This window comes from Brevibacillus choshinensis (genome assembly GCF_016811915.1).
GTDB lineage: Bacteria > Bacillota > Bacilli > Brevibacillales > Brevibacillaceae > Brevibacillus > Brevibacillus choshinensis_A.
This window is the reverse complement of sequence record NZ_CP069127.1, coordinates 5,919,026-5,944,144: the sequence shown is the minus strand read 5'-3', so window position 1 is coordinate 5,944,144 and position 25,119 is coordinate 5,919,026. Positions and strand designations below refer to the sequence as shown.

At 52.5% G+C, this 25,119-nt stretch carries 21 protein-coding genes and 1 pseudogene; 19 read left to right on the top strand and 3 right to left on the bottom strand.

Annotated elements, in window-relative coordinates; genetic code table 11:
• Positions 1–61: 61 nt before the first annotated feature.
• Together JNE38_RS29525 and JNE38_RS29520 are read right to left on the bottom strand one after the other, a co-directional pair.
• Entirely contained in the window at positions 62–1,651 is a 1,590-nt protein-coding gene (locus JNE38_RS29525) for a sensor histidine kinase (RefSeq protein ID WP_238933510.1), read from the bottom strand.
• Entirely contained in the window at positions 1,641–2,318 is a 678-nt protein-coding gene (locus JNE38_RS29520; protein ID WP_203354571.1) for a response regulator transcription factor, read from the bottom strand. Before JNE38_RS29520 ends, JNE38_RS29525 begins: the two co-directional genes overlap by 11 nt.
• Before the next feature lie 261 nt (positions 2,319–2,579).
• Between JNE38_RS29520 and JNE38_RS29515 the strand changes: the two genes are divergently transcribed.
• Together JNE38_RS29515 and JNE38_RS29510 are read left to right on the top strand one after the other, a co-directional pair.
• Positions 2,580–3,017, top strand: a complete 438-nt coding sequence (locus JNE38_RS29515) for a MarR family winged helix-turn-helix transcriptional regulator (RefSeq protein WP_203354570.1) — start codon at positions 2,580–2,582, stop codon at positions 3,015–3,017.
• A 7-nt stretch (positions 3,018–3,024) separates the two neighbouring features.
• Positions 3,025–3,780 (top strand): SDR family NAD(P)-dependent oxidoreductase, encoded by a 756-nt coding sequence (locus tag JNE38_RS29510; protein ID WP_203354569.1) that lies wholly within the window; start codon positions 3,025–3,027, stop codon positions 3,778–3,780.
• 67 nt (positions 3,781–3,847) lie between these two features.
• Here JNE38_RS29510 and JNE38_RS29505 read toward each other — a convergent pair whose 3' ends face one another.
• A complete protein-coding gene (locus JNE38_RS29505) occupies positions 3,848–4,342 on the bottom strand; it encodes a hypothetical protein (RefSeq protein ID WP_203354568.1) in 495 nt (164 codons plus the stop codon).
• A 279-nt stretch (positions 4,343–4,621) separates the two neighbouring features.
• Here JNE38_RS29505 and JNE38_RS30880 point away from each other — a divergent pair.
• From JNE38_RS30880 to JNE38_RS29425, 17 genes and pseudogenes are all read left to right on the top strand, one after another.
• Positions 4,622–4,757, top strand: a pseudogene (locus JNE38_RS30880) (nitrilase); the annotation flags it as partial.
• 99 nt (positions 4,758–4,856) lie between these two features.
• Complete coding sequence (locus JNE38_RS29500) at positions 4,857–7,226, top strand: toxin Cry1Ac domain D-VI-related protein (RefSeq protein ID WP_203354567.1); 2,370 nt, start codon at positions 4,857–4,859, stop codon at positions 7,224–7,226.
• Positions 7,227–7,286: 60 nt separating this feature from the next.
• The gene (locus JNE38_RS29495) at positions 7,287–8,168 is read left to right on the top strand and encodes a GNAT family N-acetyltransferase (protein ID WP_238933509.1); all 882 of its coding nucleotides are present in this window, start codon (positions 7,287–7,289) and stop codon (positions 8,166–8,168) included.
• Between the two features lie 173 nt (positions 8,169–8,341).
• Positions 8,342–13,075 (top strand): helix-turn-helix transcriptional regulator, encoded by a 4,734-nt coding sequence (locus JNE38_RS29490; protein ID WP_203354566.1) that lies wholly within the window; start codon positions 8,342–8,344, stop codon positions 13,073–13,075.
• A gap of 202 nt (positions 13,076–13,277) precedes the next feature.
• Positions 13,278–16,832, top strand: coding sequence for an Ig-like domain-containing protein (locus JNE38_RS29485; protein WP_203354565.1), 3,555 nt, complete (start codon positions 13,278–13,280; stop codon positions 16,830–16,832).
• Positions 16,822–17,043 (top strand): hypothetical protein, encoded by a 222-nt coding sequence (locus tag JNE38_RS29480; protein ID WP_203354564.1) that lies wholly within the window; start codon positions 16,822–16,824, stop codon positions 17,041–17,043. Before JNE38_RS29485 ends, JNE38_RS29480 begins: the two co-directional genes overlap by 11 nt.
• Before the next feature lie 271 nt (positions 17,044–17,314).
• Complete coding sequence (gene eutL, locus JNE38_RS29475) at positions 17,315–17,968, top strand: ethanolamine utilization microcompartment protein EutL (RefSeq protein WP_203354563.1); 654 nt, start codon at positions 17,315–17,317, stop codon at positions 17,966–17,968.
• A gap of 32 nt (positions 17,969–18,000) precedes the next feature.
• The gene (locus tag JNE38_RS31025) at positions 18,001–18,495 is read left to right on the top strand and encodes a BMC domain-containing protein (protein WP_203354562.1); all 495 of its coding nucleotides are present in this window, start codon (positions 18,001–18,003) and stop codon (positions 18,493–18,495) included.
• On the top strand, positions 18,492–19,988 hold the full coding sequence (locus tag JNE38_RS29465) for an acetaldehyde dehydrogenase (acetylating) (protein WP_203354561.1): 1,497 nt from the start codon (positions 18,492–18,494) through the stop codon (positions 19,986–19,988). The genes JNE38_RS31025 and JNE38_RS29465 overlap by 4 nt, the downstream gene beginning before the upstream one ends.
• Before the next feature lie 41 nt (positions 19,989–20,029).
• Positions 20,030–20,317, top strand: a complete 288-nt coding sequence (locus JNE38_RS29460) for a BMC domain-containing protein (protein WP_122915147.1) — start codon at positions 20,030–20,032, stop codon at positions 20,315–20,317.
• A 6-nt stretch (positions 20,318–20,323) separates the two neighbouring features.
• Positions 20,324–21,109, top strand: a complete 786-nt coding sequence (gene pduL / locus JNE38_RS29455) for a phosphate propanoyltransferase (RefSeq protein WP_203354560.1) — start codon at positions 20,324–20,326, stop codon at positions 21,107–21,109.
• A 7-nt stretch (positions 21,110–21,116) separates the two neighbouring features.
• Positions 21,117–21,926: a hypothetical protein gene (locus tag JNE38_RS29450; RefSeq protein WP_203357800.1), complete on the top strand. Its 810-nt coding sequence runs from the start codon at positions 21,117–21,119 to the stop codon at positions 21,924–21,926.
• Positions 21,927–21,942: 16 nt separating this feature from the next.
• Positions 21,943–22,230: a EutN/CcmL family microcompartment protein gene (locus tag JNE38_RS29445; protein ID WP_055745817.1), complete on the top strand. Its 288-nt coding sequence runs from the start codon at positions 21,943–21,945 to the stop codon at positions 22,228–22,230.
• Positions 22,231–22,232: 2 nt separating this feature from the next.
• Complete coding sequence (gene eutS / locus JNE38_RS29440) at positions 22,233–22,574, top strand: ethanolamine utilization microcompartment protein EutS (protein ID WP_203354559.1); 342 nt, start codon at positions 22,233–22,235, stop codon at positions 22,572–22,574.
• The gene (locus tag JNE38_RS29435) at positions 22,571–23,014 is read left to right on the top strand and encodes a EutP/PduV family microcompartment system protein (protein WP_203354558.1); all 444 of its coding nucleotides are present in this window, start codon (positions 22,571–22,573) and stop codon (positions 23,012–23,014) included. Before eutS ends, JNE38_RS29435 begins: the two co-directional genes overlap by 4 nt.
• Positions 23,015–23,089: 75 nt before the next feature.
• Entirely contained in the window at positions 23,090–24,553 is a 1,464-nt protein-coding gene (locus tag JNE38_RS29430; protein WP_203354557.1) for a sensor histidine kinase, read from the top strand.
• On the top strand, positions 24,516–25,112 hold the full coding sequence (locus JNE38_RS29425; protein ID WP_428993684.1) for an ANTAR domain-containing response regulator: 597 nt from the start codon (positions 24,516–24,518) through the stop codon (positions 25,110–25,112). The genes JNE38_RS29430 and JNE38_RS29425 overlap by 38 nt, the downstream gene beginning before the upstream one ends.
• The last annotated feature ends 7 nt before the right edge of the window (positions 25,113–25,119 follow it).

The following is a 25,119-nucleotide window of genomic DNA, read 5'->3' as shown; positions in this document are numbered from 1 at the left end:
GGTTCGATGGAAAAATGAAAAAAACTCCCCTCCATTGTAACGGAAGAGGAGCGGTCGTGTATCACCCCGTGGACGAGTTGTGGAGTGTGAGGAGGAATGAAGTGCCGTTTGCAGAGGTGTCCAGCAATTTCACATCGCCTCCATTCGCATTGGCGAGCATGCGGCATATCGTCAATCCCAAACCAAGCCCCTGCTTTTTCTTTCGTTTGCTGTCTCCTCTGTAATACCTCTCGAAAATAAAAGGCGCTTCATCAGAAGGAATCCCCCTGCCGTTGTCTGCGACCTCGATGGCGAGGAGCTTTTCTGACTGCTCGATCCTAAGTTCGATCGAAGATGCTCCCGCAGCTGCGCTGTTGTTCAAAAGGTTGAGCAGAATTTGCGTGAGATGAGCTTTGTCTCCGTTCCAAACAATTTCTTCAGGCAGACCCAGGATCGTTACATGTACCGCAGAAAAGGCGGGTACTGCATGCCATTGCGAGACGATCTGCTTCAAATAGGAGGAGAGATGAACAGGGGACAGCTCTTTGGCGATCGCACCCGCTTCCAGGGAGGTAAAATCAAGCAAATCGTTCACCATGGCCTGCAGACGTTTGGCTTCATCCATGCTTATCTGCATGAATTCATCGGCTTCTTTCCCGGTAACCACACCGTCCTTGACGGCTTGAATCATGCCGCGAATGGAAGTGACCGGGGTGCGCAGCTCATGGGAGACCCCGGCCAGCAGATCGGTCCGCATGCGCTCCAGTTGTCCGAGTCTGTTCGTCATGTCGTCAAAGGAATGGATGAGCTGACTGATCTCCGATTCCTTGATTCTGGTCGCGTCCGGCAGCTCGGGTCGGTAGTTGCCGGACGAAACTTGCTGGGCCGCTACTGCCAGCTGCCGAAGTGGAAGGGTCAGGGAACGGGAGAGGACATAGACGATCGCCCAGCCGCACAGTGTGATGACGCCGATGGAAATCATGATCATGATGTACGTTTGCACCTGGTCGGTATTGAGGCGCGTGCTCACATAGTACACGCCGCCCGCGGAGTGCTGCTGGTTATAAGGGACGCCGACTCGCAGCCATGTGCCGTCTTTCGTGTCGATGACTTCTCTCGTTTCCTTTTGGCTATCGGCCGGGGGGGCGGGAGCAGGCAATGTGCTGATTTTGAGACTGGCGACACGGTCTGCACTCACGACTTGCTTGTTGGCTTCGTCGTAAATCTGCACGATATGATTGAGAGGAATGGCCGGCATGACTCTGGTGGTGATCGCTGCTGCTGTGGCGGCATTCCCGCTGGTCGGCACATCTGGAGAAACAGCGGATGGTTTGCTTTCCCAGACCGCACCTGCAACGGGAGAGGTGATGGATCGGGAAGCTGCTGTGGCTGGGACAGCTGGAGTGGCCGGTGAGACATTCAAGGTGGCGTTCAGCTTGGCCATCGGAACCACTTGAACCGCTTTGGAGTAGGAATCTGCGAGAAGGAGCGTCCTCGCTTCCAGAATCTCGAATTGCTGCTCCATCGTAGTAGCGCGGATCCAAAAGATCCCGAACAAGCCGATGGCAACAAGCATGATCAAGAGAATCATCGCATATCGCCACGTCCAGTAACGCAACAGGGGGACAGAAGTGACAGGTGTCTTTTGGGAAAATGGCCAACTAGTAAACACGCAAGCTGTACCCCATTCCGCGGATCGTAGAGATTTCTCCCTCCAGGCCTGACCACTGCTGCAGCGCTTTGCGAACGCGTTTGATTGCCGTATCCACGGAACGGTCCCCTCCTTCAAAATCCATCCCCCACACCTGGTCGAGCAACTGATCACGGCTGAAGCATTGATTGGGATGCCGGGCCAAAAAGGCAAGCAGCTGCCAGTCGCGGGGCATCAAGGAAATCGGTTCCTTCCCCAAAGTAGCGAGCTGGGCGCTAAAGTCGATCGTCAAGCTGCCCAACCGGATCGCGTCTGCCTCCGCTATGTAAGTGGAGCGTCGCAGCACAGCTTGCACACGTGCGACCACCTCCTCAGGATCAAATGGTTTGGCGATGTAGTCGTCTGCCCCGAGAGTCAGACCTTGCAGCTTGTCGGGAACCGAGCCCCGCGCAGTCACTATGATGACCGGACAGCTCCCGTATTGTCTGATGCGTTCCAGTATATCCATGCCATCTCGATCGGGGAGCATCAGATCGAGCAAGACCATATCCGGCCTCCACGCCAGAAACGTATCTACGGCCTCCTCGTTTCCCTCGTTCCAATGAACCGCGTAACCAGCCCGTTCCAGGTAGACCTGGACCAACCGGGCGATCGGCATTTCGTCTTCAATCAAAAGGACTCGTTTCACTTCCGGGCTACCTCATTTCTATCGACTCATTTGTTCCCATCCATGATAGCAAGAAGAGTGGAAACAAAGCATGGCATCATCTGTAAAAGCGGCGGGCAGCGAATGTGCTTGGCGCCGGAGCGTCTATCATATACCAGCTGTGTGTCTGAAAGATGGCGAGAGGGACGTGTTGACAAAGAGGGGGAAGAGGAGTACATTTAAATTGTTAAAGATATTAACTATTAAATCTATGAACAATAGAGAGGTGACACTGTCATCGCTATGAAAGAACGAGAGGAGCTGTCGAGACAGCTTTCGATCATGATGCGCAAATTCGTCATTTCCTACGGGAAGATCATCGACGCCGATCTATCCGGCTCGCAGGTGTACATCCTGGAGATCTTGGCTGAGGAGGGAGCGGTGAAAAGCTCATATTTGGCGGAAAGGCTGTCCATCACCTTGCCTGCCGTCACCAATCTCGCCAACAAGCTGGTAAGCAAAGGGTACATTGAACGCCAAATCCCTGAAAACGACAGGCGGGTGACGCTGCTGGCCATCACGCCGCTCGGCCAAGAGATTCATGATGCGATCAACCAGCGATACGCTACCCTGACGGATGCGATCTGGGCTGGATTTTCGGACGAGGAAATCAGTCAGCTCTTGGTTTCCTACAAACGAATGGTAAAGAATCTCGAAGAACATCAACAATCCAAGGAGTGAGTAGATCATGTCAGAGCAAAGACAAGTAGCGGTGGTAACGGGTGCGGGCAGCGGCATGGGGCGTGCGACCAGCCTGAAGCTGGCCGAACAAGGCATGAAGCTGGTGCTGGTCGACTTCAATCAGAAAACCGGTGAAGAGACATTGGCTCTGATCCAGGAAAAAGGCGGCGAAGGCATTTTCGTGCAAGCCAACGTCAGCCAGTCTGACGATGTTCAAAATTACGTGAACCAAGCTTTGGAGGCATTTGGCCGCATCGATGTATTCTTCAACAACGCAGGTATTATCCAAAAGCCGAGCCTCCTGGAAAATGTCGATGAAGCAGAGTTCGATCGGGTCATGTCCGTGAACCTGAAAGGAGTATTTCTGGGCCTCAAATACGTCATCCCAGTCATGGTGAAGCAAGGATCGGGCTCCATTATCAACACCGCCTCTACGGCAGGTCTGAAGAGCGAGCACAGCATGTCTGCATATTCGGCGAGCAAGCACGCAGTAGTCGGCCTGACCAAATCGGCAGCGATCGAGTACGCGAAAACAGGGGTCCGCGTCAACGCGGTATGCCCGGGCGGGGTAACGACCAGCCTGGTAGCAGGTTTGCAGAAAGATATCGAGGAAACGGGCCATGTTCCAGAGATCCAGTTTCCGCGTATTGGACGCATGGCAGACGCAGATGAAGTGGCGAACGTAGTCGCATTTTTGGCATCCCCAGGGTCCAGCTACATGACAGGTTCGATCGTGACGATTGATGGCGGTCTGACGCTGTAAGGCAATCGACTTACCCTAAACGCAAAAAAGCCTCTGGCCGAAATGGTGGTCAGAGGCTTTTGCTCATTTATTTGTGAACGGGGGTAGCAGGTACGAGCTTCACTGCCTGCGCAAGCTTGCCTTCTTTTTCGAGCTGAGAGATGAACTCATCTACGGTAATGCCCTTTTCCTTTGCCAAATCTTCCAGATTGATGACTTCCATCATCGTAGCGCCATCAGCGTTTATGTGCGCCATTTTCAATGTGGAAGCTGTGATGGTTTTAGTGCCTTCTACTGGCTTACTGCCGTCATTGGGCTTGATTGAAACGATCTCGAGCGCTTTTGTTGCCTTGGTGAGCTTGCCTTCTTTCTGGAGCTGAGCGATCAGTGCTTCTACCGTCATTCCTTTTTCTTTCGCCATTTGCTCCAGGGATATCGCTGGCATGGTGACGAGCTGCGCTTTGACCGTATTTTGCGGGGCTGCCTGGCTGGTGGTTTTGCCAGGCTCATCTGCTGCGAAAGCGGAGCCTGCCATTGCGGATACTGCCAGAGCCATTGCTGCCATTGCCATTCTCTTTTTCATTTCATATTCCTCCTAAGGGTGTATGCTTGGTAGTTTGTGCCTTGCCCGTGGCGGCTACAAGACAAAGATAATCGGGCGGTGTGTCTGTTATATGGCGAAAATTAGAAAGATCGATGGAATTCCTCGAGAGGCAAATGGATGATGGAAGAACAGCAAAAATGGATGAGTACAGAAAGACCATTTCCCGTTACTATAAATTCGGAATCGCGTGGCTGTCGTACAAGCCGCTTCCGTCATCACGAACCGGAAGGCGACCACGCAAAAAGCGATTGAGCTGACGAACTCGACTTGAGGCAAATCGCATACAGCTGGTTTGATTTTGATGTGGTCGGCCATTACGCGAGACCGGATGTTTTTCAGCTGGTGGTGGACGAAGAAAAGCAGAGAGAGCGTGAAATGGGGGAAATCCACCTAGTTTTCGCAAAAAACCTAACTTTGGTTGGGTTTTTTTGTTTTCCCATTTTGCTACGCTTTGATCGTTTTAGTACAAACCAAAGGGGAGCAAAAATCGAGTATGAGCAAAAGGAATCAAAAGTCCAAATCGATCGTGACCGCTGTTGTGTCGGCCGGCTTTCTTCTATCGGCAATCAGCCATGCATTCGCAGAAACCTCAACTCCTGCAAGTACAGCAAAAGTCTCTCAGGCAGAAGCGCGTACAGTTACTTTGACTGGGAAAATCACGTCTGCAGGTTCTACGGCAAATGAAAACCGCGAGCAAGCTGATAATGCCGCCAAAAAAGAAGCAGCGCAGGAAGAAAAAGAAGAGATTACCGCAACGAACGGGTTGATCACGGTTACGTTTCAAGATACCCCTGACAAAGCCCCTTCTCCAAGGAATTTCCAGTTTACGTTGTCGGTGGACGGAAAACGTCCGCAGCGAATCAGCATCAGAAGCTTTATTTGGCTTGAGCAGGAGCGGAAAGCATTGATCAGCTTTTCCCCTCTGCGGGCAGCCAAAGAAGAGCAGACTGTGACGATTGCGATGAAGCATAGAGAAGCGGAAGCAACGGCTGAACCGTTCACGATCGCGGGAAAAGGCGCCGAGGTGGACCGCGTGGAGATCTTTGCGCTGGCTGAGGATGCGCAGCTCTATACGGATAAAAAGAAGGACAAATTGTTGAAGCTGCTCCCCGTTGCCTATGATGATCAGGATCGGGTCGTCACGGGCAAGGTCAACTGGCGGACGGCCGACAAGAAGGTGGCAACGGTTAATTCTGTTGGCGCGGTCACAGCAAAAGGGACAGGCGTAACGGACATCATAGCCAAGGTAGGCGATGTGGAATCTTATTTCGAAGTGTGGGTAAATGATGAAGAGCTGCCAGACAGGACGGAATTGTCGGTTCGAGAAGCGACCATCGAAGAGGCGGAGGACAATGACGGGAGAATTACTGCCAAACAAACGATCAAGCTGAAGAATGGCTCGTTTCGCAGTGATATCTCCGAGGAAGACATAAAGGCAAACAACCTGCCGGATGGACTCGCCATAAAAGTGGAGCGGGATTCAGAGGACGAGCTTACCGTATCGTTTACCGGCAAAGCGAAAAAACATGCACAAACCGACAGCAGGAATGATGTCAGCTTTACCGTTGACAAGCGGAAAATCAAGCGGGCGAAAGCGGATGTCACGACGGAGAATTTCACAATCAGATTCAAAGATCCTGTCATCGTCAGTCCGCCTGTCGATCCGCCTCCCCAGCCTGATTATCTGGCCATCGCCCGTAGAGCGGTAGCCGGACTGTTTACCGACAACACGAAAACGGCGCTGAAGCCAGGTGTCACGCAGGAAACGATCGACGCCGCGCGAAACAAGGTGGAGCGGTTGGGCAACAGTGTGCCGGATAAAGCCGGCTTGCAGGAAGATGTGAAAAAGGCGCAGCAGTTGTACGATCAGGTTCCCGGCGACAGCAATCTGGAAGAAGCGAGACAAGCGGTGGAAGCCTTGTACACTGATAATGACAAGGTAGAGCTGCGTCCAGATACGACGGAAGCGGATATTGATGCCGCCAAAACAAAGGTGGAGGCGGTAAGCGACAGCGAGCCGGAGAAAGCCGAACTGTTGGACTATATTGAAAAAGCGAAGAAGCTCTTCTTCGGTCCAAGGATTCTGCGCAAAGGGGATGCACAGATATACTTGGGAATTGGAGCCGAAGATTCCCTCTCAAGTATAACGTTGCTTGACGACGTGCAATCCGGTGGTCCTTTCAAGCACAAAATGAGCGAGTACGTGGAAGCGTATATGAACAATAAGCCTGGCAGCTTCTCTTATGATCCAAATACGGACCAATTCAACGTCATCGTGGACGGAGCTGACGCCGGTTATGTCAAATACGGCTATGACGAAGATACACTCACTGTCTTAAAGGATGAAGAGACGAGGGGGGTAACGTTCAAGGCTGCGCCAGATGCTTCAGAGGGCGACACATCCTACCTTACCTTTGCTTATACAAATGGCGACATCACTACCAGCACTGTGGAGATTCCGGTCTATTTTGACGCAACACTGCCTAAGCTGGTGACGCCAGTGCAGCAGGCTGACAGCGTATTTACTCTGCATGCTAGCGAACCGCTTGACGAGCAATTAAGCGGTCAGTCGAACAGTTTTTCCAGGCTTTTTGATCGTGTCGAGATTGCTCTGAACGGCGATTTTGACGATACCTCTTCTGGGAATGTCAAAGATTTCGCCGAGGCTGTATTTGTTACCGTGTCCGGAAATGAGATCACCGTGACTCTGCGATCTGATTTTATCGATCAGCTGGGACAGGCTCCAACAGCAGATACCCAAATCAGATTTACTACGAGGATGCTGCGTGACCGTGCAGGGAACAGATTCGATCCTGACTTCAATTCGGTTACCGCAAAATGGGATATCGGAAGCCCCGATTAACTCAAAAAAAACGCCTCGACTGGGAAACGCCATTTATTCACGCAAAAGGAGAGAGCAGAGGTGTACCACCTTATCGAACTTGCATCAGCAACCGCACACCCGTACCAACCCATGCTCCATCCCAAACATCGCGCCCTGCTGCGGCAATTGAACGGAAGATCAGTCTGGGCATTCGGGGCGGTCAGTGACAATCAACCTGTTGGTCTGGTGGCAGGATATTGTAAATCAGAGAGGCAGCGTGGCGAGATCGTCTCTCTCGTCGTAGCGGAGGGCTATCAAAAACGGGGAATCGGCCGTGCCTTGCTCAGGCAGGCGGAAGGGAAGATCAGGCAGCAGAACGGGCTGACTACCGATTGCTTTTCCATCATAAAGGCGGAGGATTTCGGCTGGCTCGACGGCTTTTTTCGCGAGGAGCAATGGGAGCCGCTTCGGACGAACATCGAGATGTATACCCTCGGATTGCGGGAGGGACAGCTGACCGAGCTGCCTTGGCTGGAGAAGCTTGGCTTGTCTGCCGGCTTTTCCACCTTCTCCTGGGGCGAGTTGTCCGCGCATGAAAGGCAGCAGGTGGAGCAAGGCTGTGGCCGTTGGTACCAACCAATCCTCTCTCCCTTTATCGATGAACATAAAATCGACCTCCATTACAGCCTTGGCCTGCGATACGAAGGTCAGGTGATTGGGTGGATGATCGTCCAGCAGCTTGCCAGCAACATGCTTCTCTACAAAACGCTGTTCGTCCAAAAGCCATTTCAGCAAAAGGCCCGGGGGATCGCCTTGCTAGCAGAGGTGATCCGCAGGGCGCACCAGACATTTCCGTATGGCATGTGCTTCGTGGAGCAGGGGAATGAACCCATGCTGCGTTTCCTTAATCGACGCCTGGGGCTGCAGATCTTATATAAAAAGCTGTCAGTTTTGACAAGCAAGCGCCTAACCAAAAGTTAGGTTTTTTCTTTTGGTCGATCAGAAAGCCCACGCCCAAAAGGCTTGGGCGTAGCTGCGTTTTCTTAAAGAAATTGCTGTCTTTTGCTATTCTCCCTGTAGATGAATAATTGGAGGAACTATATAATTAACCCATAAAAGAGTACGGTAACGGCCTATGCTGAGGAGTTTTTGAGATGAATGCAATCCCCGGATACACCCTTCACGAATTGATTTACCAGAGCGAAAAAAAGAGCATCTACCGTGCCGTGCGCAAGGCAGACGGTCGGTCTCTGATCATTAAGGCTCTGACGGGAAACAAGATTACCACCAGCGATACCGCGAAGCTCATGCACGAATACGAAGTGACCAAGCACTTGAACATCGCGGGAATTGTCAAGCCGTTGTACCAGGAACAGACAGGCGGAACGGTCGTGCTGGTGATGGAGGACAATGGCGGCCTCTCGCTGAAAACCTATCTGCAGAGGAACCGCCCTGCGCTCCCGTTCTTTTTCCCGATTGCCATGCAGCTCTGCCAAACGCTGATGGAATTGCATCGGCATGGTGTGATTCATAAGGATTTAAAACCGGACAACATTATTATCAACGAGCGGACCGGGCAGGTTTGCATCATCGATTTCAGCCACTCCACACGCCTTCTTGGCGAAAGCCACAAAAGCGCTCCCACCCACTCCTTCGCAGGAAGCCTGCCTTACATGTCGCCGGAGCAGACAGGGCGGATGAACAGAGCGATCGATTTCCGAGGTGATCTGTATTCACTCGGTGTGATCTTTTATGAAATGCTGACGGGGCAGCTCCCGCTGTACGCCGAGACCAAGATGGACTGGGTTCACGCCCATATTGCCAAAAAACCGATCCCTCCTCACCATCGGATGCCCGAGCTCCCAAGGATCATTTCCGAGGTGATCATGAAGCTGTTGGCGAAAACGCCGGAAGAACGATATCAGAGCGCGTACGGACTTCTGTGCGATCTTGCCAACTGCCGGGAGCAGTATGAAGCAAAAGGCGACGTTTCGGTATTCCCGCTGGGCCAAATGGACGAATTAAGCCAATTTCAAATCCCCTCCACTCTTTATGGGCGAGCAGAGGAAGTGATTCGCCTACGAGACGCATACAAACGGACCAGGACCGGCGCAACTGAACTGACCCTGATTTCCGGTTATTCCGGCGTAGGAAAAACAGAATTGGCTTTTGAAGCTTACCGTCCTGCCGTAGCGGAGCGGGGATACTTCATCGTCGGAAAGTTTGATCAACTGCAGCAGGAGATTCCTTACGTTCCTTTGATCCAAGCCTTCCAAGACCTGGTTCGTCAAATCTTGACAGAGCCTGCGGAAAAAATCGCCGACTGGAAAAAGAAGCTGCTTCGCGCACTGGGACGAGCCGGTTCGGTGGTGACGGAGGTCATACCGGAAGTGAAGCTGATCATTGGAGAGCAGCCCCCGGTGGAGGAATTGCCTCCTGCAGAAGCGCAAAATCGGTTTCAGCTGATATTCCGCAAGTTTGTCCAGGTGTTTTCCAGCCGCAACCATCCGTTGATTATTTTTCTGGATGATTTGCATTGGGCAGATCAGGCCTCGCTTGATTTTCTGCGCCTGCTGATTACCGATCCGGGCAGCCGCTATTTGCTGCTTACAGGTGCTTACCGGGAGAATGAGGTGGGCGAGCAACATCCGTTGATGAAATCCATTGCCGGATTGCAGGCAAAAGGGATTGCCACCAGTCAAATCCAGCTGCACCCGCTTGCTTTTGACCATACGCTGAAGTTGATTGCCGAAACGCTGCACTGTGAAAAGGAACGAGCCCGCCCGCTTGCCGAAGCGGTATACCGGAAAACGGCAGGGAACCCGTTTTATTTCAAACAGCTGCTGCAGGCGATGCACAAGGACGAACTGCTTTACTTTTGCACCGACAGCGCACGTTGGGAGTGGAGTCTCGGGGAAATCGAGAAGAAACAAAGCTTCGCCGATGTGATCACGTTGATGATCGAGAAAATCGAAAGGCTTCCCGAGGATACCAGAAATGCGCTTCGATTGGCTGGTTGCATGGGAAACAGCTTTGATCTGAAAACCCTTTCGCTGGCAGCCGGGGAATCTCTTTCTGAAACCGCTCGCCGGCTGCTTCCGGCCATTACGGCGGGGCTGCTTCTGCCGATGGACGACTCCTATTCCTATCTCTATGAAGACCATGGCGAGGCTGCACGGACGATAGAGGACGATTTCAATGTCTCGTTTGCTTTTTTGCATGACCGTGTTCAGCAAACGGCCTATTCGCTTATTTCCGATGAGGAAAAGAAAGAGATTCACTTATTGATCGGCAGGATGATGCTGGAAACAGCGGATTCTCGTCAGTTGGATGAGAAAATCTATCAAATCGTTCATCACCTTAACATAGGCCGAGACCGTATCGCTTCAGAAGAGGAAAAGAAAAGGCTGGCGGAGCTGAATCTGCAGGCGGGGCAAAAAGCCAAGGGATCGACCGCTTATTTCTCAGCGTTAAACCATTTTCGTTCGGGACTGGGTCTCTTGTCAGAGCTAGCTTGGCAGGACCATTATGAATTAGCCTTCCAGCTTCATCTGCGCCGGGCGGAGTGTGAGTATCTATGCTCCCATTATGAAGCCGCGGAGGAACAGTTTGTCCAGTTGATGCTTAGGGCCCGTGATAAAATCGATCGGGTCGAGGTATATCGCATCCGGATTGCGCTCTATATCAATCTGGGCAAGTATGTGGAGGCGATCCAGCTCGGCCTGCAAGGGCTGGAAGAGTTCGACGTGTCGATTGCGTACGAGCCAAAGCTGGTCACGATCGTTCGGGAGTCTCTCGTAACCAGATGGAAGCTGAGCAAGCGGATGGATGCGCTTGTAGATCTGCCGTACGTCAGCGATCCTACGGTGAAGGCGATCATGGAATTGATTATGGCGATTGCCGCACCTGCCTTTTTCGTCAACAAGGAAGCCTATGTGGTCTTGATGTGCAGATATATCCGCTTGGCGCTTGCCTCTGGAAACACGGAAGCTTCCTCGGCCGCTTATGCCCTGTTCGGATTGGTTCTAAGCCTCGGTATGGGGCACTACAAGGAAGGCGACCGCATGGGGGAGATCGCCCTGCAGGTCATGGAGAAATACCCGAACGCCACTTTCAAATGCCGCACCTTTGTTACCGCCGGCGGTGTGCTGAGTCAGTGGGTACGCCATCCAAGGGAATCCGAGCAGTACCTCGCCAAGGCGTTGCAGCTAGGCTTGGAAAGCGGCGATTTTATCTTTGCCAGCTATGCTATGGGGACACATGTCAATGGCTATTATGCGTGGGGCTCCTTGCCCGGTTTGGCGGAGATCGTCGGGAAATATCTCGCTGTTTTGAAACAGCTGAACGAAGAATTTGTACGGAAAAACTTCTATGTCTATCTGCAGGTGGTACGCAACCTGCAAGGCAAAACCCATCATCGCTTTACGCTGACAGACGATCAGTTTGATGAGGACCAGTTTTTGCAAGACATTCAAAGTGAGGAGACGCAGGTCACCACCTTTTACCAGTACTATACCTATAAAACACAAATCCATTTCCTGTTTGGCCATTATCAGGAAGCGATCGGATTTGCCGAGAAAGCCCGGGAATACCTGAAATATTCCACCCACCTGCTGCATGTGCCGGAGCTGGTCTTCTATCAATCGCTGGCCATTGCGGCTGAATGCCAGTCCTTTTCTCCGCCTGCGCGAAGCAAGCACCTGAAGGTCTTGCGCAAAAATATCCGGCAAATGAAAAAATGGGCAGAAAGTTGTCCGGACAACTTCTTGCATAAATATCTCTTGATGGAAGCAGAGCGGGCGCGGATTGACGGACGCGATCAAGCGGCGATGGATTTGTACGATCAGGCTATCCAATCGGCAAAGGAACAGCAATACGTACGAAATGAAGCAATCGCCTGCGAACTGGCTGCCGCCTTTTATCTGTCCAGGAAAAAAGAGAGATTTGCCGGAACTTATCTCACCCAATCCTTGCAAGCGTTTCACCAATGGGGAGCGACGGAAAAAGTAAAACAACTGCGGGAAACATATCCCCAGCTGCAGCAAGAGCAGCTGACCGAGAGCCCGGAAGAACCGCTCCGATCACAGAATGAGCTGGGGCCCTTCTTCAGCAGCACCACTACCAAGACTGGTTCTTCTCCGGAAATGGATCTGGAGACCTTCCTGCAAGCGATGCAGGAGTTTTCCAAGGAAACCGATTTGCCGAAGCTGCTGGATTCCTATCTCGACACCGCGATCAAAAGTGCAGGTGCTGAAAAAGGATTTGTGCTGCTGGAGAAAGACGGCGAATTGTGCGTAGAGGCGGGAAAACAGGCCAATGAGTTGGTCGAATCGATAAAAAAGGCAGCCCCGCTGGATGAGTTTGAAAATATTCCGGCCGCTATCATTCATTACGTAGCCAGAACGAGGGAGTCTGTCGTTCTCAGCGATGCCAGCCGATCCGGTATCTTTGAACGGGATGCCTACGTGAAGCAGCATAGGCCCCGCTCGATTCTCTGCATACCGATCCTGTACTTAGGAGTGTTGGTGGGAGTTCTGTATCTGGAAAATAACTTAACCACCGACGCGTTTCATGCGGATCGGATGGAGTTTTTGGAAATGCTCTCTTCTCAGATGGCAAGCGCAAAATTGCTGCGTTCTTCCGGCTCAGGCACAGGCGGCAAAAAAGAGACAGCCGCTGTTCAGGTCTATTATGAACCGCTTACCGACCGCGAACAGGAGATTTTGCAGTTGATTGCAAATGGCTTATCTAATCAGGAGATTGCGGAGCAGCTGATCCTTTCGGTGGGAACCGTGAAATCATACATTGTCCATTTATACGGGAAATTGCAAGTAAACCGCAGGGTGCAAGCGGTGAGCAAGGCGAAGGAACTGGGGCTGTTAAAGTAAAATACAAACCTATTGAACCTAACTCTAGTTAGGTTTTTTTGTTTTTACGCAGGATTCTCCCCAAAAACCTAACTAAAGTTGGGTTTTTTTGCAGTGTCTATCTGCTACCATCACTCAGGTGTGAACCGGATTATGGTTGACCAGTCTATTTGGGACCATGCACCCGGATTGGCCTAGTTTATGTTGTAAGGGGGATGGAGGAATGAAAAAAATAGGGAACCGGCTGCTAACTTTCATGCTTGTAATAGCGATGTTGATGCCTCTTTTTCAGCAAGGGGCGCTTGTCGCCCGCGCTGAGGAAGAGCCGCTTGATCAATCGATGGCGATTACAAACCTGTCGGGTGAACCAGTTGATAGCGGCAGTTCTAATCAGGATATTGGTCAATCTTTTACCGCTGGTAGAAGCGGGTCTTTGACAAAAGTGGCATTCTATTTGAAAAAGGGAAGCACCGGACTCTCCGATATCACGGTAAACCTGTATCAGGCAGATGGAGCTGGTTTGGCCACATCCAATCGGTTAGGCCAAGCCGTTGTGTCAGGAGACCTCGTAGCCGACGATTGGGATTGGGTTGTTTTTACCTTTCCCACACCGATTCCCGTGAGCAAGGGGCAGCGCTATGCTGCGGTTATGGAGGCAGGTTCGCCGGTATGGGTTGGTGTAGTAAAAGGGAGCATTTATAAAGATGGAGTTTGCCTAGTGGGGAATAGCGCCAAACAGGACACTACCCTTCCGTTTTGGACGTATGTCGCTCCCGAAGCAAGAATGGATCAATCTGTGGGATCCAATTATTACCAAACATTCAATGCCGTTAGCTCCAGTAATAAAGCAGGTCAATCCTTCATTCCTAGCCAAAGCGGTTATCTGACGAAGATTTCCCTGTTTATGGTGGCGTATCGCGGCGGTGAGACTGATGACATGACCGTTACCCTTCGGACTGTAAATCAAGACGGCACACCCTCAGAAGAAATTCTTGCGCAAACTGCCTTAAAAGGTCCTGTTACCAGCAGTGACTGGAGAGAAATCACATTTCCTTCGCCACCACTGGTTGAAGCGGGAAAACCATACGCCATCGTTTTGACGTCGAGCACGGATCCGTACTATACCTATGCGATTGCTCAATCTATTTCAGAGGCTTACGAAAACGGCAGGGTATTTTATGGCAGCGGCTCAAGTTGGCATACCGAGGTAGGCGCGAATGGAGACTTAGTCTTTCGCACCTATGTGGAGCCGCTTTCGGATACCCATTTGCCATCAGCAATTTTATCGATGACCCCCAATTATTCGGAGCAAGCCACTCTGAATATTGTAGCTACGGACTCCGGGACGGCAAGCTCAGGTATAAAACAAGTGAGCTATCGCATAAACGGAGGGGACATCCAATCTCAAGCAGGCGACAAAGCCACGATCAGCATCACGGAGGACGGGTATTTCCTGGTTGAATACTGGCCCGAGGATAACTCCGGGAAAATTGGCCAATCGTATTTCGCGAATGTTCATGTTGACAACAAAGCGCCCATCGCCACTCTCACCCTGATTGAGGGCGGAGTGACGGTGAAGGGGAAAGTTCCACTGAAGGGAACGGTTTCAGACAGTCACCTGCTCAATTGGGTGCTGTCTTTTTCCGAAGCAGGTAAAGAACAGTGGACAGCGCTTGCCAATGGGACAAATGCTGTAGCTGAGGATCTGCTGACTGTATGGAATACGGACAGGGTAAGCGAAGGGGACTATGACGTAAGGCTTTTGGCCACAGATCGCACCGGCAAAAGCACAGCTTCCACGATCCTGGTGCACGTCAAACGCGAAGCAACCGCCATTCCTGGCATTGATTTCGTAGATCTGGCGTGGCCTACTGTGGAAGGGGCAGTCAACTATGATGTGACCAGAGGCGACGACATCATCGTTTATTCAGGTCCTGCAACGTCCTATAAGCACGAAGGACTGTCTCTCAATACGGAATACACCTACAACATTTACGCTAACTTCCCAGGTAACATTTCAATCCTCTGGACGACACTGTCGGCTAAGACCCGAGCAGGGGTGCCGGTAACTCGTGTGACGCTGAACAAACCGACGCTCGCCCTGAAGGCAGGCGGAGCGACGGGAACCTTGCATGCAACCATCCAACCCGAAAACGCCACGAACAAAACCGTAAGCTGGTCTTCCAGTGATCCGAGAGTGGCGTCGGTGGACAACGGGGTGGTGACACCGCTCAAACAAGGCACTGCCACGATTACAGCAAGGACACAGGACGGAGGGTATGAGGCTTCGGCTGAGGTAACGGTAAGCGCTCCGCCTGTTACCCCTCCAGTAACACCACCGTCATTAAGCCCGGAGGAACTGATACGCCTGGCCAACCGTGAGGCAGCTCGGGTCATTGCCGACGCGACAGACGAAAACACGGTGGAACAACAAGTCTCAGCCAGCATAAAACGCTTGTCCGATCTATTCGCTGCGAGCAAGCTGAAGCAACAGACAGAGCTTGATTTGATCACGGATACGGCAGATACCGTTTTTGCCGCAATGATGGACAAATGGAGCCAGGACATCGGCGACGAGGATCTGGTTCTGGAACAGACTGATTCCTTGCTTACCGAAGCATTCCTGCCGGTGCTTGATGACATCGCGACGTCTGAGCATGCTGATGTGGATAAGACAGTCGCCGCTTTGGCCAATGTCCTTGACACGGTGATTGCCAAGCTGGGCAAACATGATGTTTCCGACAAATGGGCAGACAAGCTGGGCGAAACAATGAACGCGCTGTTGGACAAAGTGGGCATGAGCGAATCAGATGACCGTCATATTGAGGATCTGGCAGACAGGATCGAGCGCTTTGCATCGGCGATAGAGAAAATAGAAACTTCTTTGGACGACAAAGCATCTCGGTTTGAGCTGGAGAAAACATTCCGAATTGAGTTGAGCGGCGATCTGGGATCTCGCACGGATAAAAGGGTGAAACGGACAGATGTGGAGCAGGAGCCGTTTGCAACGCTTTCCCGTGAGGTAGTGAAGGCATCGGAGAAGAACCGAATCAACCTTGCCGTTTCAAGTGAAGGAGATGGAGGAGTAAGGCTGTCTCACGCCCTGTTTGAAAAGCATGGCAGCGATGCGTTTACCATCTATCTCTTCGAAAGAGATAACCTGAAAACTCCATCCAGTCTGGCTCATGCCAGTGATCAGTATCAATTCGGTCTGAAATCTGGCGGAGAGGAAATCTCCCAATTTGACAAAGGAAGCGTTCGCATCACGCTGCCCTATGACACCAAGTCAAAGTATCTGTCAGCCTACCGATACGATGAAGCGAAAAAATCGTGGAAGCTGTTGACCACTTCCAACGGAAAATCGGTTGACGTAAAGAAAAAAGGCAAGCAAGCTTCCTTTGATATCGAGCAAACGGGTATCTTTCTGGTGGCGGATACGGGGGTGCAAAGCATTTCTGTCACGCCGAAACGGGCAAGCTTGCTGCCAGGAGAAAAGCTGCAGTTGACGGTTACAGGCAAACTATACGACCGCAGCCAGCAAGATCTGACCAGCGAGGAGAGCGGTACCGTCTATGCTTCCAATAGCGGCAGCATCACCGTAGATCAAAATGGCTTGATTCAGATTGAAGAAGATGCGAATACAGGAAAGAGAGCCAGCATTACGGTGAAAAACGGCAACAAATCAGCCAAAGTGTCCATCACGGTGGCAACGGTAAAAAGTATTGCGGTAACAGCCAAAAAGAAAATCGGTGAGACCGGGAGACACTTTGCAGCTTAACGTAACCGCTCGCCTGACCGACCGCAGCAGCCGCGATGTTACCAAAGAAAGCTCAGGAACCACTTTCAGCATCAAAGAAGCGGATTACGCCGAGATCACCGAGGACGGCCTTCTCAAAATGAGCGAGGACGCTCCAGCGGGAACAAAGCTGACCGTGGTTGCCGAGTACAACGGTTTTACGGCAGAATGTACAATCAGTGTGAAGGAATAGCAGTTCACGATCCTATCTGTAACCAGAAGCGATGTAAGATGAATAACATGCGGGAAAATGGCAAGAGGTGGAATGGCGAAAACGCTTGCAATTTTCCCGGCATTGTCATACATTAGAGACACGGATAAGATCACAGAATTTACTTGCATCTTATTCCAACAAGTGAACAATCAAAAGGCAAAGGTGCCATGAACATGAGGTGTATTTCCTCTGTTTTGGCACCTTTTTTGTCGTTTTGAAAAAGGATATGGGTCTGAAGGGAGTGACACGCATGGAAAAACCAATTCGAGCGACGCCGCTAGCGGTCCGGCTGATTCCGAATGTGGATCGGCAATTCGCAGAAAAGCTGAATCTGCCGCCTCATATCCGCAGTCTGGGTCTGTTGACCTCGACCATTGATGATGTCGGCTACACGGCAGTGGACGAGGCGACGAAAAAGGCAGTGGTAGAAGTGGTGTACGCCAAGTCTTTTTACGCGGGATCCGGTCACGCGTCCGGTCCGTTGTCAGGCGAATTCATCGGGATCATTGGGGGAGCGACTCCATCGGAGGTACAGAGCGGACTTGATGCTGCGGTGTCATTCATGGAGAGCGGAGCCTGCTTCTATTCGTTGAATGAAGAAGGAACGCATGCTTATTACGCCCATGTCGTGTCGCGGACCGGCAGCTATTTGTCCCAGGTAGCGGGCATTCCCGAGGGGGAACCGCTCGCTTATTTGATCGCTCCTCCATTGGAAGCGGTATACGGGATCGACGCTGCTTTAAAAGCGGCGGACGTCCAAATGATGCAGTTCTTTGGGCCGCCGACGGAGACCAACTTCGGTGGAGCATTGCTCACCGGAAGCCAATCCGCATGCAAAGCTGCAGCGGACGCATTTGCGGATGCGGTGAGAAGCATTGCCATAAAGCCAGTCAAATTAACGTAGGGAATGTCCCTCTTGAAGGGGAGGAAATGTAAATGCGCGCTCATGCATATTCACTCGGCATGATTGAAACGTTGGGATTGCCCGCGCTGATCGCTGCCGCAGACGCAGCTGCCAAAGCGGCTGATGTGAAGGTCGTCACCTACGAAGGGGCAGATGCAGGGATCGTGACGGTCTACGTCATCGGGGATGTATCTTCGGTGCAGGCGGCTGTCGATGCTGGTGCCGATGCGGCGAGACGTGTCGGAAGATTGCTTCATTCACACGTCATCCCGCGGCCTGACGAAAATGTGCCGAGAATGATTAAAAATCTGCTCCAACCGGCAGAAAAGAAAGAAGATGCTCCTGCTCCTGCGCAAGACGTGCCCGTATCCGGTCTGTCTGATCAGTCGATCAACGACTTGCGTAAGCTGGCTCGATCCTATGCGGACTTCCCGCTTTCTCCTCAGGAAATCGGCACCGCTAAGAAAGAAGAGCTGGTGCGCCTCCTGGAAGAAAAGCAAAAAGGCGGAGGTGAGCAATCATCATGACGCTGGATTCTGATCTGTACTCCATCCAGGAAGTACGCACGTATTTGACGGAGGCCAAAGAAGCACAGAAGAAGCTGGCTGCGTACAGTCAGGAGAAAATCGATGCGATCGTCGCGGCAATGTCCAAGGCGGGGGCAGAGGCTGCCGAGAGACTGGCTGCCATGGCTGTGGAGGAAACAGGCTTTGGCAATGTTCCGGACAAACGGATGAAAAACCTGTTCGCCGCAGAAAGCGTCTACGCCTGGATCAAGGACATGAAAACTGTCGGAATCATCGGGAAAGATGAGGAAAACAAGGTCTGGGAAGTGGCGCAGCCGTTTGGTGTCGTGGCGGGAATCGTTCCTTCCACCAATCCGACATCGACGGTCATCTTCAAATCCATGATCGCCATCAAGGCTCGCAATGCCATTGTCTTTTCCCCGCATCCGTCCGCGGCAGCATGCACGCTGGAAGCAGCCAAGCTCATGGCACAGGCGGCAGTGCAGGCAGGAGCGCCGGAAGGTTTGATCCACTGCGTCAGCAAGCCGACGCTGCCAGCGACGAATGAGCTGATGAAGCACAAGCTGACCAACGTCATTCTCGCCACTGGCGGATCGCCGATGGTCCGGGCTGCGTACAGCTCAGGGAAGCCGGCGTATGGGGTAGGACCTGGCAATGTCCCTGTTTACATCCATCACAGCGCGGATACGGCGGCAGCAGCCAAACGCATCGTGCAGAGCAAGACGTTTGACTACGGGACGATCTGTGCTTCCGAGCAAGCATTGGTCATCGAGGAGTCGGTCAAGCACCAGATGATCGCAGCTCTGAAGCGCGAAGGCGCGTATTTCCTGGACGATCATGAAAAGGAAAAAGTAGCAGCCATCATCATGGTCAACGGTTCGCTCAATGCCAAGATCGTCGGCCGCTCACCTCAGACGATTGCACAGATGGCGGGAATCTCCATTCCAGCCGATACACGTGTGTTTATCGCCGAAGAGACAGGAGTAGGGAAAGCGTATCCGCTGTCTGTTGAAAAGCTGGCTCCCATCCTCGCGATGTACACCGCGCACGATCAGCAGGAAGCCTTTGCCCGCTGCCAGGAGTTGCTGGAGCATGGCGGTCTGGGTCACACAGCCGGTATCCACGCTCAGGACGACAGCGTCATCGCGGCGTACGGTCAGGCGATGCCCGCATCCCGCATTCCGGTGAATACGGGAACGACGTTTGGCGGTATCGGAGCGACCACAGGCATTCAGCCGTCCTTTACCCTGGGCTGCGGATCCTTTGGCAACAACATTACGTCCGACAATATCGGACCGAAGCATTTGTTCAACGTCAAGCGGGTCGCATTCGGCATCCGGGAAATGCCGGAGTCCAAGCCGGCTGAGTCAAGTCCGAATAACCATACAGCAGAAGAAGCAGTCATGCAGGCAGTCTCTTCGATGAACATCGGGCTGAGCCGCGATGAGATCAAGAACATCATCAAGTCCGTCTTGACGGAAATGACGTCTTAAACCACTAAAAATTTGTCTATACATGTAAGGAGGAAAAGGAAATGGCAGGAGAAATGTCCGCATTGGGAATGGTTGAAACAAAAGGGTTGGTAGGAGCAGTGGAAGCGGCTGACGCGATGGTAAAAGCGGCAAACGTGAAGCTGATCGGAAAAGTACACGTGGGTGGCGGTCTGGTGACCGTGATGGTTCGCGGTGACGTAGGTGCAGTAAAAGCTTCCACGGACGCAGGTGCCGCTGCTGCCGAAAAAGTGGGCGAACTCGTTTCCGTACACGTCATCCCGCGCCCGCACAGCGATATTGAATTGATCTTGCCAAAGCTCGAAGGGTAATTCCGTATGGCAGTCATTACCGAAACATCCCTTAGGGCCATGCATAAAACAGGCATCCCCAACCCCTTTCTCTTGGAGAAAGGGGACAAAATTACCCCCGCAGCGGCAGATTACTTGAAGGGAAGAGGGATTGAAGTGAAAGCGTTTGAAGAACATCAGCAGCCTTCCGCCAATCAAGCTGCCGAGGCCATCGCAGAGATTCCCATTGGCGTATCCAATCGTCACGTGCATTTGTCGCCGGAGGATGTGGAGCGGCTCTTTGGAGAAGGGCACCAGTTGACTCCGATGCGCGAGCTGTCTCAGCCAGGCCAGTTCGCTTGCCAGGAAACGGTGACGCTGGTCGGTCCAAAAGGAAGCATCCACGGTGTGCGCATTCTCGGTCCAGCCCGCGGAGCGACCCAAGTGGAAATTTCCCGGACTGACGGCTTTGCGCTGGGTGTGCACGCACCTGTACGCATGTCGGGTGACATCGAGGGCACGCCAGGGATGGTGCTGGTAACGGCAAAAGGAACGGTTGTGCTGACCAAAGGCGTCATCGTAGCCAAAAGACACGTCCACATGTCGGTCGAAGAAGCCGAGCTCTATCAAGTGAAAGACGGAGATACCCTTATTTTGGAGACGCAGACGGATCGTCCTATTTTGTATCCGGATGTCGTGGTTCGCGTCAATCCGCGCTTTGCTCTGGACTTCCACGTCGATTTGGACGAAGGCAACGCCGCCAATTTAAAAACGGGCGACCGGGTAAAGGTAATCGGCAAAAACGGCCAGCTTTATTCCGGCTACCGGAGGTGAGAGCTTGATGGACATCAAAGAGATGGTCGCATCCATTACAAAAGAAATCCTGCAATCGATGAATCAGGAAAAGAAAAAGCAAGCTCCCCGTGTCCTGTACGTTTTTTGTGACAGTCAGGCGCACGAAGCCTTTACCGATCATTTTATCCACCTGAAAAACCACGGCATTTGCCACGACATTCTGTTCCTGGATGGAGAGACATCCTCGTGGCTGGGCATGCACAAGATCGAATGCGGCGGAGCGGGTAAAATCCTGACGGCGGATGAATACGCCCCCGCTCCGCTGGAAGTGTCAAAAGATTACGTCGGCATCGTCATTCCGGAGCTGGATCTCGACAATGCAGCACGCATTGCAAACGGACTCAAGGGAACGATCAAGGCAGAAATCGTCTTTTCGGCATTGGTCACCGGCAAATTCGTTATCGCAGGCTCCGATGTTCCGGGTATCAAGCGGGCGGATCGCCGCACCTTGCAGACTCTGACCCTGACCCCTGCGTACGAAAAGCTGTTCCAGCGCCATGTACAGGAGCTGAAAGAGCTGGGTGTCGAATTCACCGAGCAAAAACGTCTGGCAGAGCGTGTCGTTTCCAAGCTGAAGGCGCAGCTGCAAAAGGAAGAAGCCAAACCCGCTCAGCCGGCTCTAACAGCCTTGGATGAGGCGGAAGCAGTCTTTTCCGGCAAGCTGCTGACTGCTGACTGGATTCGTTCTCAGCCGCAGCTGCGCAATACGACCTTGCTCGTCAAAAAAGGAGCGATCGTCTCTCCATTGGCTCATGACAGCATGAGAGAACGCGGCATTACCGTCAGCTATCTATGAGAAGGGTGATCAGCGCATGTTTTTGGGAAAAGTGATCGGAAGCGTGTGGGCGACCCAAAAGGAAGCAGGCATGGAAAATCTGAAGTTGATGGTAGTCCAGCCCATTGACTGGCGCGGCGAGGAAGGCGGACAGACCGTGATCGCAGCAGACCGGATCGGTGCCGGCATCGGCGAGCAGGTCATCGTCTCGCGCGGTACGCCTGCCCGCATCCTGTTTTCTGGCAACAGCGTTCCTATCGACGCTGTAATCGTGGGGATTGTCGATTCATTCGAGGTACCGGGGGCAGCAGGAGGAGAGGGATAGACATGGAGCAGGAACGTTCAAGAGTGATCCAAGAATTTGTTCCGGGTAAACAGGTCACCTTGGCTCACGTGATCGCCAACCCGGACGCCATGCTCTACACAAAGCTCGGGATCAAGGAAGCGGGAGCGATCGGCATCCTGACCTTGACTCCTACAGAGACGGCCATCATCGCCGCTGATATCGCGACGAAGGCTGCGAGTGTGGAGCTGGGCTTCCTCGACCGGTTTACCGGTTCGCTCATCGTGGTCGGGGATGTCTCCGCCGTCGAGATGGCCGTGGAAGCAGTAAACGAGGTATTGAGCCGAAAATTGCGGTTTACGCCGGCGCTGGTGACCAAATCATGAGCAAAAGGGTCATGATTATCGGCGCCATCGAGGCGGGAAAGTCTTCCCTGGTGCGAGCGCTGTTCAATGACGAGCAGCCTGCCAGAAAGACGCAGGCGTTGGAGTATCGTGACTGGGTGATCGATACGCCGGGCGAGTACAGTGAGAACCCGATGTTTTACCGGACGCTGATGGCGACTTCTCTGGAGGCGGGGCTCGTCGTCATGGTGCAGGATGCCACTCGGGACCGGAACTATTTTCCGCCGGGCTTCTCGCAGGGTTTTCCGCAAGAGTGCGTTGGGGTGATCTCTAAAATCGATCATCCGAATGCAGACCCGGATAGGGCCGAAGCCTTTTTGAGGCAGTCCTTGGGTAATGCGGACATTTTCCGGACCTCTTCTCATACGGGGGAAGGAGTCTTGGAGCTTCGTACATTTCTGCAAGATATTACCTGTCGATAAGCCTCTTTTCGGCTAGAGCCTGTCTGTGAGAAAATTAGGGCAATACCAACGTCATGCAGGTGAAAAGAGGTTCGTATGCTTACCATACGGGAATTGTGCAAGCAGACTACCACGTTGAGTGAGGAAGATATTCGGATTGTAGAAGATCTGGCTTCCAAGCTGCAGATCTTTGCGGATTTGTCCCAGGCGGACATGTTCATCGATTGCCCGTCAGCCGACAAAAGCTGTGCGGTGGTCATCGCGCAGGCTTCACCCGGCACGGCCAGGTCCATGTACAGCGGGTCGGTCGTGGGGCAATTGGCCACAGCGGTAAATGAACCGGCAGTGATGTACTGTTTGACGACGGGAAAGCCCGTCATCGGTTCGCGGGGTGTATCCCAGGAGCAGGTCGTCATGCGGCAGAGTGTCGTGCCGATCACGAATGCAGCTGGGGAAACCATCGGTACACTCATCACGGAGCAGGATATTTCCAAGCAGGTTGAACAGGAAAAAAACGTGGAGATGCTGAAGGAAACGACTGAGCATCTGAGCGAGACCCTGATTCAGTTTGCTGTGCCAGATATGCCAATCTCTTCGCTCATGCACGAGGGGATGATTTTATTTGATCAGGCCGGCATCATTACGTACGTGAATGGCCGCGCCCACAAGCTGCTCGCGTTGATCGGCCTTACAGAGCCGGAAAAGGGAGTCAGCATCGAACGCATCTTTTCGTGGCGCGTCTCTCCGGAAAACTTCGTGAGACACGGAGGGTACATCCAGGAGGAACTGTCGAGAGGCAAGCATTTCATTATGATGAAAGCGGTTTCCGCCGCTCGCAAGCCCGACATCATCGGGGGAATCATACTTCTTCGGGATATTTCCGATATCCGGGAAAAGGAAAAGCAGCTGATGATCAAGTCAGCCGTCATCAAAGAAATTCATCACCGCGTCAAAAACAATTTGCAGACCATCGCGAGTCTCTTGCGCCTGCAAATGAGGCGGTCGCAATCCACCGAAATCGAGAAGGTATACCGGGAAAGCATCAACCGGATCAACAGCATTGCCATCATCCACGAGTATTTGGCGCAGGATGGGCTGGAGCAGATCGATTTCAAAGAAATCTTGACCAAAATATCGAAAATAATCGTCTCTTCCATGAGGCGTTCCGAGCAAGCTATACAGGTCGTAGTGGCAGGGGAATCGGTTTACCTGCCATCGAACAAAGCAACGTCGTTTGCGCTGATTGTGACCGAGCTGATCCAAAACTGCATGATCCACGGGTTTCGCGATCAGTCTGAAGGAACCATCGCTGTGGCGCTCGTGACCAAGGATGATTTCATCAGCCTGTCGGTCACGGATGACGGCGTGGGCATTGAAGATATGGAGCAGGTGCTGCAAAAAGGGCATCTGGGCCTGAAAATCGTGGATACCCTGGTCAAGGAAGACCTGGAGGGCACCATGCACTTCCGAAATACCGGAGGCGGTACGGAGGTGACCATTCTCTATCCGATTCAAAAGGAGGATGACGATGACACAGCCGAAGATTATGGTAGTGGATGACGAGCCGATCATTCGCATGGACCTGCGCGAGATGCTCGAAAATGAAGGGTATTTGGTGGTCGCCGAGGCGAAAAACGGGGAGGAAGCCGTAGAGCAGGCGCACCGTCACAAGCCGGATCTGATCATCATGGACGTGAAGATGCCTGTACTGAATGGGATCAAGGCTAGCGGGATCATCCGTTCCTTTTCCGACAGCTCGATCCTGCTCTTGACGGCCTACAGCCAAAAGGAACTCGTCCAGGATGCGCGCAAGGCAGGCGTGACCGCTTACCTCGTGAAGCCGGTGTCGGAGGACGATCTCATTCCGGCAGTAGAGATCGCCCTGAGTCAAAAGGAGAAAGTGGTAGCGCTCAAGAAGGATATCCACACCTTGAAACAGAAAATAGAGGATCGAAAAGCTGTGGAGAAGGCAAAAGGAAAGCTGATGAGCAGTCTTTCCCTGGAGGAAGAGGCTGCCTACAAATGGCTTCAGCAGGTAAGCATGCAACGGCGCATGCCGCTTGCCAAGCTGGCAGAAGAAATTTTGTCCGGTGAGCAAGCCATCGAGGCCCATTCTTGAAGATAAC